Source organism: Paraburkholderia bryophila, assembly GCF_003269035.1.
In the GTDB taxonomy this organism is placed as follows: Bacteria; Pseudomonadota; Gammaproteobacteria; order Burkholderiales; family Burkholderiaceae; genus Paraburkholderia; species Paraburkholderia bryophila.
This window is the reverse complement of sequence record NZ_QLTK01000002.1, coordinates 387723-399754: the sequence shown is the minus strand read 5'-3', so window position 1 is coordinate 399754 and position 12032 is coordinate 387723. Positions and strand designations below refer to the sequence as shown.

The window sequence follows — 12032 nt, the reverse complement described above, 5'->3', positions numbered from 1 at the left end:
GATTTATTCCCCTTTTCTGGTGGTTTCATTCACAGCGTGCGCCGCTTCGCGCTGGCTCGCGACGAGCGCGGCCAAGGTGCTGATCGAACGGAAATGTTCGCGCGTGCGCTCGTCGTTCGCTGCGATGGTCAGTTGGTATTGTTTGCGCAGCACGATGCCGATTTCGAGTGCATCGATCGAGTCGAGACCGATGCCGTCGGTATCGAACAACGGGGCGTCGTCGTCGATATCGGCGGGGCTCAGGTCTTCCAGATCGAGGGCCTCGATCAGAAGCTGTTTAATTTCCAGTTTTAAAGAATCCATAATCGAACAGGTGCTGAGTAATGTGTGCTTCGATGGCGCTCGTCACGCTGCGCGCCGCAAGGGCCGGTGTCGCGTCGTGCGCCGCGAGTTGCTCGACGTCGAGCGGTGCGAGGACGTTCACGCGCATCCGGAATGCGCGCGCCGGCACGTCGTACCAGCGCATCTGCTTGGTGAAAGCGGGCGGATCGCAGTCCATCAGCACCGGCACGATCGGCGCGCCGACCTTCAGGGCCATATGCGCGAAACCGCGCGAAAACGCATGCAGGCGGTTCGGCGCGGGACTGCGCGTGCCTTCCGGAAAAATGATCATCGTGTAGCCGGCCGCCAGTTGCCGCGCGCCGGCCTCGACGAGTTCCGCGGGGTCGGCGTTGCTGACGTATTCCGCCGAGCGCACGATGCCCCAGAAACACGGGTTGCCCCAATGGGCGTTTTTCACCACGCAACAGGCGTGCGGCGTGAGCGACAACAGCACCATCACGTCGAGATACGTGGGGTGATTCGCGACCACGATCGCCGGCCCGCCCGCGCGTAACGCCTCGACGTTCGACACGTCGAGCTCCATCACGCCGATGCGCTGCAGCACCGCGACCAGCGCGCGGAAAAACCAGTGGATCACGCTCGTCACCGCGAATTGCCGCGACGCGCGGTGCGGCCAGAGCCATGCAAGCGGAAACACCAGCACCGAAAACAGGGTGCCGCATACGCCGAACACCACGAAGGCCATGCCCGTTGCGCACAAACGCCAGCCGTAATCAAGACGCGAGGCCATGCCAACTCCAGTGCCAGGTGGCGTCGGCGTGTTGCCAGGCGCCCGGGTTGCCGGTTTCCAGGCAGTGCAGCAGCGCCTGGGTTTGCGTCGCGAAGCGGGCCTCGGGGACAGCCTGGTTGGCGGCCGCGGCCAGACTCTCCGGCCCGGCTGAGTTGCCGCGTACGTTGTCCGGTGCTTGTGCGTTGCAGGACGCTTCCGTCATGCCCGCGCCCCCGCCGCCGGACAATCTGCACGTCAGTTGCCCGGTCGCCGCGCCGCTATCCAGCAGGATCGCCAGCGCACCGCCCGGCACTTCGTCTTCGATCGTGCCGTAGGCCGGATCGGCCGGCTCGTCGGCATACACCAGCAGCACTGGAGAGCCCGGCTGCGCCGCGTATTGCGCATGCGCTTCCAGCAGCGCGTAGCCGAGCGTTTCGGCACCGGCCGAAATCGCGCTGGCCGCGGAACGGTCGCCACGCGCGATACCAAATACGCCGGTCATCGCATTGAGCACCGACAGGCTGAACGCGGTCGGCGACACCGGCTCGCCCGCACTGATGGCGCGCAGGATGTCGGTGGTGCGGCGCAGCTCGCCATGACGCGACGCGAACACGACCCGCGCCGGCTCCTGCGCGACGCACTCGTGCGCAACCTTCAGCGCGACTCGGGACAGAGTGCTGAGACGACGCCGCACGATCGGCTCGATAAAGCCGATGTCGGGTGCGGCAGATGCGGCAGCAGGCCAGCTAGACCAGCGAGCGACCGGAATGGTCCAGTGCAGATCGGGCATATCGGTGTTCGCGCGTTGATGCGAGGAGAGGCTGAAGCGCCTGACGGAATACGCAGCCGTCACAGCGTGCGAGCGCCGCGCGGACCGGCAATCTCCAGCCGGGAGTCAATCCAGATCCAGTTTTCTTATATGGGGTTCAGCGAATTAACGGCACCGCGCCCCATTTATTTAGGCACCTTTGACAATTAGTGTGACAAATTGTCCCGAGCCCCCGTATAGTCGCCGAATCATACTGAATATTGTGGATTAAATCAGCCACAAAAGACGTATCCATCTGTATCCGTATCGCCCTCACGACGGATCGTCAAATCTGCGGCAGGCCGCTCCGGCGGCGTTTCCACGCGCTACGCATCGACCGTGCGCCCCAGCCCCGGCCGGTTCAGCCAGCCGCCGCGATGCGCGCGACGATAGCCTTACGTCCCAATACTTTCATTTAACTTTCTTAATCGTTGTTTCACTTTTCGTATTTTCGAACTTCAGGCGACGCCCGTTTAAATTCACGCCGGTGCGCGACGCAGTTCGCGGGCGTAAGAAACGGAACGGCCCGCCAGGGCATCCCTGGCGGGCCGTTCCGTTTCTTACGTGTGGATTGCCGCGGCGATTCGCGGCGGGGGCGCCTTCCGGCGCTCCCTTTCCCATTCCCGATGCTTACTGCACGACCTTCGGCGCGGAAGCCGGTGCCGGCATCGCGGCGGGCGCGGCGCCCGTCGCGGCCATTTCGTTCGATGCCGCGCCGTTCCTGTCGAGCGGAATCTTGACGGTATGCACGATGCCGTTACCCAGCGGGAAATCGGCCAGCGCGCTGCGCGCCAGATAAGGCATGGCCCTGACCAGCGACGACTCGGCGCCCGAGTTGCGCGCGGTCACGTTATAGACCTCCTTGCCGGTCGCGCGCTCGGTGATCCGCACACCGAGCAGATGCGTGAAGATCGGATAGCTCTGGTTCACATAGGCGTTCGGAAACGGTCCATACGGACCCCAAGGGCCCCACGGATCGAACGGCCTCCCCCAGTAAGGCGCGGGCCACGGGTTGTAGTACACCGGCTCGGCAACCGTCACCATGTCCGAGCGAATCCCATAGGAGAGCCCGACCAGATAGCGCGCCTGCGCGGCGTCGACCTGACGGAACGCATGCGTGGCCAGTTCGTTGGCCACCACGCGCTCGTAAGTGCTCAGTTCCAGATTGTTCTGCTGGTCCGCGGTCCGCGTGAAGGCATAGGTGCGGGTCGCGTCGTTGCCGCTCCAGTCGGAGAAGGCGGTGACCTGAGTGGTCACGTAGGTCGTGCAGCCGGACAGCAGCACCGCCAGCGACGCTAGCAGCAGCGTGGCGCGGCGGGTCCATCGATTGATTGTCATGGTCTACCTCGTGAAGCGCTGTGTTGCCCGTTATGGCCCGTCATGAGCGGACTCGCCGACGCGCGGGCTGTGTTCCGCGTCGGCGCCCGATAATACGCTGACCAGGCGATTCGGTAAAAAGTTCGCGCCGCACGAATGGCCGAGGCTTTGTACAATGGCTCGACAAGCCCGGCTCGCACGCCAGAAGCGAGCTTGCCGACTCGAGTTCCCATCCTACAGAACGCCATGGCCGATACCGCTACGCCCAATGTGATCCGCCGCGCCGATTACGCGCCGCCCGCTTTCCTGATCGACACCGTCGCACTCGAGTTCGATCTCGTCCCCGAACGTACGATCGTGAAGAACACCATGCGGGTGCGCCGCAATCCGGAGGCGTCGCACGCCACGCAGTTCGCGCTGATGGGCGAGCAACTCGAGTTCGTCAGCGCCACGATTAACGGCAAGCCGTTCGCCAACGTGCATGCGCATGAACACGGCCTGCTGCTCGACCATGTGCCGGACGACTTCGAGCTCACGCTCACCAGCGTCTGCAATCCGGCTGAGAACACCACGCTGTCGGGCCTCTACGTGTCGGGCGGCAACTTCTTCACGCAGTGCGAGGCCGAGGGCTTCCGCCGCATTACCTACTTCCTCGATCGCCCCGACGTGATGGCGACCTACACGGTCACGTTGCGCGCCGACAAGGCCGACTATCCGGTGCTGCTGTCGAACGGCAACCTGCTGGAAGAAGGCGATCTGCCGGACGGCCGCCACTTCGCGCGCTGGGAAGATCCGTTCCGCAAGCCGAGCTATCTGTTCGCGCTGGTGGCCGGCAAACTGGTGGCGCTCGAAGAACGCGTGAAGAGCGGCTCGGGCAAGGAAAAGCTGTTGCAGGTCTGGGTCGAGCCGCACGATCTGGACAAGACCCGTCACGCCATGGACTCGCTGATCAACTCGATCCGCTGGGACGAGGAACGCTTCGGGCTCGAACTCGATCTCGACCGTTTCATGATCGTCGCGGTGAGCGACTTCAACATGGGCGCGATGGAGAACAAAGGCCTCAACATCTTCAACACGAAGTACGTGCTGGCGAACCCCGAAACAGCCACCGACACCGACTTCGCGAACATCGAGGCGGTGGTCGGCCACGAGTACTTCCACAACTGGACCGGCAACCGCGTGACCTGCCGCGACTGGTTCCAGCTGAGCCTGAAGGAAGGCCTGACGGTGTTCCGCGATCAGGAGTTCTCGGCCGACATGGCGGGCGGCCAGGCCAACAGCAGCAACGAAGCCGCGCGCGCCACCAAGCGCATCGAAGACGTGCGCGTGCTGCGCCAGATGCAGTTCGCCGAAGACGCGGGTCCGATGGCGCATCCGGTACGTCCGGAAAGCTACGTCGAGATCAACAACTTCTACACGATGACGGTCTACGAAAAAGGCTCGGAAGTCGTGCGGATGTACCAGACGCTGTTCGGCCGCGACGGCTTCCGCAAGGGCATGGACCTGTACTTCAAGCGCCACGACGGCCAGGCCGTGACCTGCGACGACTTCCGTCACGCGCTCGCCGACGCGAACGGCCGCGATCTGGCGCAGTTCGAACGCTGGTACAGCCAGGCCGGCACGCCGCGCGTGTCGGTGCGCACCCGCTACGACGCCGCCCAGCAGCGCTATAGCGTGACGCTGACGCAAGGCTACGGCGAGGCGGCTTCGGCCGCGCGCGACACGCAAAAGGGACCGCTGCTGATCCCGTTCGCGATTGGCCTGATCGGCCGCGATGGCGCGGACCTGCCGCTGCAACTGGAAGGCGAGGCGCAGGCCTCGGATAACACCACGCGCGTGCTGGAATTCACGCAGACCGAGCAAACCTTCACGTTCGTCAACGTGGCGCAGGAACCGCTGCCTTCGTTGCTGCGTAATTTCTCGGCGCCGGTGATCGTCGAATACGATTATTCGGCGGACCAACTGGCGTTCCTGCTCGCGCACGACAGCGATCCGTTCAACCGCTGGGAAGCGGGTCAACGTCTGGCCACCCGCGAATTGCTGACGCTCGCGGCGCGTGCCGCGACGGGCGTGCCGCTGCAACTCGACGACTCGGTGGTCGCCGCGTTCGCTCGGGTACTGACCGACGAAACGCTCTCGCCGGCGTTCCGCGAACTGGCGCTGATGCTGCCGTCCGAGGCGTATCTGGCCGAGCAGATGGCGGAGTCGAATCCGGCCGCCGTGCATGCGGCGCGCCAGTTCGTGCGCAAGCGTCTCGCCAATGCGCTGAAGAGCGACTGGCTCAAGGTAGTCGAGCAACATCGCACGCCGGGCGCGTACGAAGCAACGCCGGAGGCCTCCGGTCATCGCGCGTTGAAGAATCTCGCGCTCTCGTATCTCGCCGAACTGGACGAACCGTCTGAAGCGGTGCGTCTCGCGGCCGCGCAATACGACGCCGCCAACAACATGACCGACCGCGCGGCGGCGCTGTCGGCGCTGCTCGGTGCGGCCGCGGCGAACGGCGGCAGCGCCGACGCGCAGCGCGCGCTGGACGACTTCTACCGGCGCTTTGAGAAAGAGCCGCTCGTGATCGACAAATGGTTTGCGTTGCAAGCCGTCCAGCGCGGCAGCGCGCAGCGCCCGGTGATCGACGTCGTGCGCAAGCTGATGGCACACCCCGCGTTCAACCTGAAGAACCCGAATCGCGCACGCTCGCTGATTTTTAGCTTCTGCGCGGCGAACCCGGCGCAGTTCCATGCCGAAGACGGCTCGGGTTATGCATTCTGGGCCGAGCAGGTGATCGCGCTCGACGCCATCAATCCGCAGGTGGCCGCCCGCCTCGCCCGCTCGCTCGAATTGTGGCGCCGCTTCACGCCGACGCTGCGCGATGGCATGCGCGCCGCGCTGGAGAAAGTGGCCGGACAGGTGAAATCGCGCGACGTGCGCGAGATCGTGGAAAAAGCGTTGGCCTGATGCTCGCCTGAGCGCTGTTTTTGCATGGAGAAGCCGGCACGCGTTGCCGGCTTTTTTTCGTCCGGAGTGTGTGCTGTATTCGTCTTGCGCTGGCCGAAGCGGCCACGCGCGCGGCGCTCAACGTTAGCCATCTGGCCGACTGTTCGAGCGACGCCGACAGGGTGAAAGTAAACGTATTCTTTTAACGGTTTACGTTTAACGCTATGCGTTATATCATCCTATGATCAAGACATTCAGCGACAAAGCGACGGCAAGAATTTTTCAGGGCGAGTTCGTGCGATCACTGCCGCTTCAAATACAGCCGCTCGCACGGCGCAAGCTGCTCATGATCGACGCCGCCCATTCCATACGCGATCTGCGGGCGCCGCCGGGCAATCGGCTCGAGGCGTTGCAAGGCGAACGCAGTGAGCAATGGAGCATCCGTATCAACGCGCAATGGCGCATCTGTTTTGGCTTTGTCGGCGAGCACGCGCTGAATGTCGAGATTGCCGACTATCACTGATTATTGGGAGAGCAGCATGGTCATCAAACGCTCCGATCTGGACCGCATCGATTTCTCGGACATCGATACCGGCGAGAGCATGCCGGAAATCTATCCGGGCGAGATTCTGCGCAGCGAGTTCCTCGAACCGCTCGGCATGTCGGTCAATGCGCTCGCGCTTGCGCTGCGGGTGCCGGCGCCGCGCATCAACGACGTCGTTCGCGGCAAACGCGCAATCTCGGCCGACACCGCGTTGCGCCTCGACCGCTACTTCGGCGCGAGCGCGCAATTCTGGCTCAATCTGCAAATCGCCTACGACCTGCGCGTCGCCGCAGCCGCAGTCGGCGAGCAGATCGAACGCGAAATCGAGCCCATGCCCAAGGCAGACCGGCCGAAAATGCCGAAAATCACCGCCGAACATGCTCGCGCGGCAGCACTGGCCACCAGCCTGCGCGGCAGCGCCGAGAACAGCCGGGCGCAGCGCGCAGCCTGACTCCTTGCACGCCGCGCGCGGCGCGTTGCGGCATCGAGCGGGGCGGTCCTCGTCAAAAGCACGGAGCGGACACAACGAACGGTTAAAATCGCGATATTCCTCAAGCCTTCCCGGAGTACAGCAATGGCTTTGCAACGTCGTACCACTCTCACGAAGTACCTGATCGAGCAGCAGCGCGAGACCAATAACCTGCCGGCCGACCTGCGCCTTTTGATCGAAGTCGTCGCGCGCGCGTGCAAGGCGATCAGCTACCACGTCAGCAAAGGCGCGCTGGGCGATGCGCTCGGCACCGCCGGCAGCGAAAACGTGCAGGGCGAAGTGCAGAAGAAGCTCGACATTCTGTCGAACGAGATCCTGCTCGAGGCGAACGAATGGGGCGGCAACCTGGCCGGCATGGCATCCGAGGAAATGGAGCAGTTCTTCCCGATTCCGGCCAACTATCCGAAGGGCGAATACCTGCTGGTGTTCGATCCGCTCGACGGCTCGTCGAATATCGACGTCAACGTTTCCATCGGCACGATCTTTTCAGTGCTGCGCTGCCCGGACGGCCAGCAGCCTACCGAGCAGTCGTTCCTGCAACCGGGCACGCAGCAGGTCGCCGCGGGCTATGCGGTGTACGGCCCGCAGACCGTGCTGGTGCTGACCACCGGCAACGGGGTGAACTGCTTCACACTCGACCGCGAATTGGGTTCGTGGGTCCTCACGCAAAGCGATATGCGCATTCCGGTCGAAACCCGTGAGTTCGCGATCAACGCGTCGAACGAACGCCACTGGTATGCGCCGGTCGAGCAATATATCGGCGAATTGAAAGACGGTAAGGACGGTCCGCGCCAGAGCGATTTCAACATGCGTTGGATCGCGTCGATGGTGGCAGACGTGCACCGTATCCTGAATCGCGGCGGCATCTTCATGTATCCGGCCGACAAGCGTACGCCGGACAAACCGGGCAAATTGCGCCTGATGTACGAAGCCAACCCGATGGCGTTCATCGTCGAACAGGCCGGCGGCGCTGCGACAAATGGCGAGAAACGCATTCTGGACATTCAGCCGAAGAGCCTGCACGAGCGCGTGGCGGTGTTCCTCGGTTCGAAGAATGAGGTCGACCGGGTCACCCGCTACCATCTCGAAGCAAAAAAATGAGCGCGGGGGCTTGCCAAGCCCGTAAAGAAGTCCCTATAATCTCGTTTCTCCTGATGCCGGAATAGCTCAGACGGTAGAGCAGCGCATTCGTAATGCGAAGGTCGGGGGTTCGATTCCTCTTTCCGGCACCACAAGATTCAAGCAAAAAGCCCAGTCCTCGTGACTGGGCTTTTTGCTTTTTTGCGTTTGCAGAAGCGCTTGTGCAAACGCCTGTTTCGGCACTCGCTGAAACGCCACTGATCGATGGACGATCCTGATTGGCGAATTCGCCTTTGCCGGGTGATGAAAATCCCCGGCGTGCCGATCGGCGCCGGAGATGACGACGACAGTGAGCGGCGTATCCGCTCCCCGTCTTTTTTTGGGCACCGGCGTGGCGAAAGCGGGTCGGCGGCGATCGCTGCAAAGACGCAAGATCGTCGCGCGTACCCTTTATCGATAAGACGCGGTCGTGACGAGATTGCGAGCCAGCATCGACTGCTCGGCGCTGACCGGTTCGCTCCTCTGCGTTCCGTACGCTACAACCGCCTCGCGCGGCGCCGATGAGAACCACAAAATCCGGCCCGCACACTCGACGCCAACCTGACGCCCCTTCCAGTACACAGCGTTTTCCATGGCGGACTCCTTTTGGGGTAAAGCAGCCATCTTCCGCGCTCGTCAGGCCGCGTCCGTTCGCGACCGCACGCGAAAGCGGCATCGATCCGATTCACGATAGGCGATGCGCCCCTGCGCGCGCTCCGGTCTGTCAGCCGGCGACGTGAATCTGGCGCAAAAACGCGACCGCACTGCCGCACACATCGGCGGCACGCGCTCCCGCTTTCCAGGGGGGAATCGGCTACGCTGTCAGTTGTCGCGGTGCCCAGAGCAACGCCGCACCGCGATTAGCCAAACTGAATCCACTTTTCGCCGGGCACGCTCCGTGCGGCCTCGCCAGCGCTCTCCGCCCGCAACCGGGCCGCCGCGCCAACCCGCTATTCATCCTCATGGACGCCATCCGCAAACCGCCCCGCCCGCCCGCGACATCCTCCGATACTCCCGTACCGACCGGCTTCGTCCGGGTGCGCGGCGCACGCGAACATAACCTGAAGAATATCGACGTCGACATTCCGCGTGACGCGCTCGTCGTGTTCACCGGCGTATCGGGCTCGGGCAAATCGTCGCTCGCTTTCGGCACGTTGTACGCCGAGGCGCAGCGGCGCTACTTCGAATCGGTCGCCCCGTATGCACGGCGGCTGATCGACCAGGTCGGCGTGCCCGAAGTGGACGCGATCGAAGGCTTGCCGCCCGCGGTCGCATTGCAGCAGCAGCGCGGCACGCCGAGCGCGCGTTCGTCGGTCGGCAGCGTGACGACGTTGTCGAGTCTCGTGCGCATGCTGTACTCGCGCACCGGCGACTATCCGCCGAAGCAGCCGATGCTGTTCGCCGAGGACTTCTCGCCGAACACGGTGCAAGGCGCCTGCCCAACCTGCCACGGGCTCGGCCGCGTGTACGAGGTCACGGAAAAGTCGATGGTGCCGGACGACTCGCTGACCATCCGCGAGCGCGCGATCGCTGCGTGGCCGCCGGCGTGGCACGGACAGAACCTGCGCGACATTCTGGTGACGCTCGGCTACGACGTCGACACGCCGTGGCGCGATCTGCCGAAGCGGGACCGCGACTGGATTCTGTTCACCGACGAGCAGCCGACGGCGCCCGTCTACGCCGGCCTCACGCCGAAGGAAACCCGCGCCGCACTCAAACGCAAGGACGAGCCGAGCTACCAGGGCACGTTCACCGGCGCGCGCCGCTACGTGCTGCACACCTTCGCGAACACCCAAAGCGCGCTGATGAAAAAGCGCGTCTCGCAGTACATGATCGGCAGCGTGTGCCCGGCTTGCCATGGCAAACGGCTCAAGAAGGAAGCGCTCTCGGTGAAGTTCGCCGGGCTCGATATCGGCGAATTTTCGCAGTTGCCGCTAGCGGGACTGGCGGCGATGCTGCAGCCGATCGCTCGCGGCGAATGGCCTGAGTCGGGTGCCGCCGGGCACGCGCAAAAAAGCAAAGGCGCAGTACTCAGCAAGAACGCGATGCGCGACGCCATCGACAAACGGGTCGCCGCCGGCGGCTCGGCGCACAAAGCGTCGCGCGACGTACGGCGCACGCCGAACCTCTCCGAAGAAAAACGCGTCGCCGCGCAGCGCATTGCCGCCGAACTGCTGGAGCGGCTCACCACGCTGATCGATCTGGGACTCGGTTACCTCGCGCTGGAGCGCAGCACGCCGACGCTGTCGTCCGGCGAGCTGCAGCGCTTGCGGCTGGCGACGCAGTTGTCGTCGCAACTATTCGGCGTCGTCTACGTGCTCGACGAGCCGTCGGCCGGCCTGCATCCCGCCGACGGCGAAGCGCTCTTCACCGCGCTGCAAGCGCTGAAGGCGGCCGGCAATTCGCTGTTCGTCGTCGAACATGACCTGCAGATGATGCGGCGCGCCGACTGGCTGGTCGACGTCGGCCCCGCAGCCGGTGAAGCCGGCGGCCATGTGGTCTATAGCGGACCGCCCGCCGGGCTCGCGAAGGTCGAGGCGTCGCAGACACGCCGGCATCTGTTCGCACCGCCCGCGCCGGTCGATCGCACACCGCGCGAGAGCGCGGGCTGGCTGCGGCTCGCCGGCATCACGCGCAACAATCTGCGCGGTTTGAACGTTGCGTTTCCGCTCGGCTGCCTGACGGCCGTCACGGGCGTCTCGGGTTCCGGCAAATCGAGCCTGATAAGCCAGGCGCTGCCCGAACTCGTCGCGAGCCACCTCGGGCGAAGCGTCGAAAGCGCGGACGACGACGAACTCGACCCTCTGCTCGCCGATGCCGCGCTGCCGACCGGCGGCCACATCGCCGACGGCATGGACGGCTTGCGCCGGCTGGTGCGCGTCGACCAGAAGCCGATCGGCCGCACGCCGCGCTCGAACCTCGCCACTTACACAGGTCTGTTCGACCACGTGCGCAAGCTGTTCGCCGACACGCCGTTGGCGCGCAAACGCCGCTACAACGCGGGCCGCTTCTCGTTCAACGTCGCCCAGGGCCGTTGCCCAACCTGCGAAGGCGAAGGCTTCGTCAGCGTCGAACTGCTGTTTCTGCCGAGCGTCTACGCGCCCTGCTCGACCTGTCACGGCACGCGCTACAACCCGCAGACGCTGGAAGTCACGTGGCGCGACAGCAATATCGCGGAGGTGCTCGACCTGACCGTCGACGCAGCCTGCACGTTCTTCGTCGACGAACCCGGCGTGATGCGCGCGTTGAGCGTGCTGCGCGACATCGGCCTGGGCTATTTGCGGCTCGGACAACCCGCCACCGAACTCTCCGGCGGCGAGGCCCAGCGCATCAAGCTCGCCACCGAACTGCAACGCACGCAGCGCGGCGACACGCTGTACATCCTTGACGAACCGACCACCGGCCTGCATCCCGCCGACGTCGATCGGCTGATGGTCCAATTACAGGGACTCGTGGACGCCGGCAACACCGTGGTGGTCGTCGAACACGATATGCGGGTGGCCGCGCAAAGCGATTGGGTGATCGACGTCGGGCCCGGAGCGGGCGACGCCGGCGGCACGATCGTCGCGTGCGGTACGCCGTCTGAAGTCGCGCGCGCGAAGAATAGTTGCACGGCCGTCTATCTGCGACCGCTGCTGGCAGCGTGAAGCAGTTTTAAATTTTGCAAAAAGAACTTAAAAATGCCTGTTGGCCGTCAACGAAATAGGCGAATCAATCGTTTACGAAAAGATTAGGCGGCTGAATACGCGGACCAACACACCGGTAATTAACG

Annotated in this window: 10 protein-coding genes and 1 tRNA gene; 6 read left to right on the top strand and 5 right to left on the bottom strand. The window is 64.1% G+C overall.

Going from position 1 to position 12032, the window contains the following annotated elements; genetic code table 11:
* Positions 1 to 3: 3 nt before the first annotated feature.
* The 4 genes from BX591_RS05370 to BX591_RS05355 all read right to left on the bottom strand — a co-directional run bounded on the left by BX591_RS05370 (position 4) and on the right by BX591_RS05355 (position 3197).
* The gene (locus tag BX591_RS05370; RefSeq protein WP_035547715.1) at positions 4 to 303 is read right to left on the bottom strand and encodes a phosphopantetheine-binding protein; all 300 of its coding nucleotides are present in this window, start codon (positions 301 to 303) and stop codon (positions 4 to 6) included.
* On the bottom strand, positions 278 to 1072 hold the full coding sequence (locus tag BX591_RS05365; RefSeq protein ID WP_111929664.1) for a lysophospholipid acyltransferase family protein: 795 nt from the start codon (positions 1070 to 1072) through the stop codon (positions 278 to 280). Before BX591_RS05365 ends, BX591_RS05370 begins: the two co-directional genes overlap by 26 nt.
* A complete protein-coding gene (locus BX591_RS05360) occupies positions 1056 to 1841 on the bottom strand; it encodes a beta-ketoacyl synthase chain length factor (RefSeq protein WP_111929907.1) in 786 nt (261 codons plus the stop codon). Before BX591_RS05360 ends, BX591_RS05365 begins: the two co-directional genes overlap by 17 nt.
* A gap of 648 nt (positions 1842 to 2489) precedes the next feature.
* Positions 2490 to 3197, bottom strand: coding sequence for a DUF4136 domain-containing protein (locus tag BX591_RS05355; protein WP_111929663.1), 708 nt, complete (start codon positions 3195 to 3197; stop codon positions 2490 to 2492).
* A gap of 225 nt (positions 3198 to 3422) precedes the next feature.
* On the opposite strand from BX591_RS05355, the gene pepN reads away from it, so the two are divergent.
* The 5 genes from pepN to BX591_RS05325 all read left to right on the top strand — a co-directional run bounded on the left by pepN (position 3423) and on the right by BX591_RS05325 (position 8373).
* Positions 3423 to 6128 (top strand): aminopeptidase N, encoded by a 2706-nt coding sequence (pepN, locus tag BX591_RS05345; RefSeq protein WP_111929661.1) that lies wholly within the window; start codon positions 3423 to 3425, stop codon positions 6126 to 6128.
* 220 nt (positions 6129 to 6348) lie between these two features.
* On the top strand, positions 6349 to 6630 hold the full coding sequence (locus BX591_RS05340) for a type II toxin-antitoxin system RelE/ParE family toxin (protein WP_111929660.1): 282 nt from the start codon (positions 6349 to 6351) through the stop codon (positions 6628 to 6630).
* 16 nt (positions 6631 to 6646) lie between these two features.
* On the top strand, positions 6647 to 7102 hold the full coding sequence (locus BX591_RS05335) for a HigA family addiction module antitoxin (RefSeq protein ID WP_111929659.1): 456 nt from the start codon (positions 6647 to 6649) through the stop codon (positions 7100 to 7102).
* Between the two features lie 123 nt (positions 7103 to 7225).
* A complete protein-coding gene (locus tag BX591_RS05330) occupies positions 7226 to 8242 on the top strand; it encodes a class 1 fructose-bisphosphatase (protein WP_035547733.1) in 1017 nt (338 codons plus the stop codon).
* Between the two features lie 55 nt (positions 8243 to 8297).
* A tRNA-Thr gene (locus BX591_RS05325) sits at positions 8298 to 8373 on the top strand.
* Between the two features lie 298 nt (positions 8374 to 8671).
* Here BX591_RS05325 and BX591_RS05320 read toward each other — a convergent pair.
* Positions 8672 to 8854 carry a hypothetical protein gene (locus BX591_RS05320; RefSeq protein WP_111929658.1) on the bottom strand — a complete coding sequence of 61 codons (183 nt, stop codon included), beginning with the start codon at positions 8852 to 8854 and terminating at the stop codon, positions 8672 to 8674.
* 368 nt (positions 8855 to 9222) lie between these two features.
* Here BX591_RS05320 and BX591_RS05315 point away from each other — a divergent pair, with 368 nt between their 5' ends.
* Positions 9223 to 11907 carry an excinuclease ABC subunit UvrA gene (locus tag BX591_RS05315; protein ID WP_111929657.1) on the top strand — a complete coding sequence of 895 codons (2685 nt, stop codon included), beginning with the start codon at positions 9223 to 9225 and terminating at the stop codon, positions 11905 to 11907.
* Positions 11908 to 12032 lie beyond the last annotated feature (125 nt).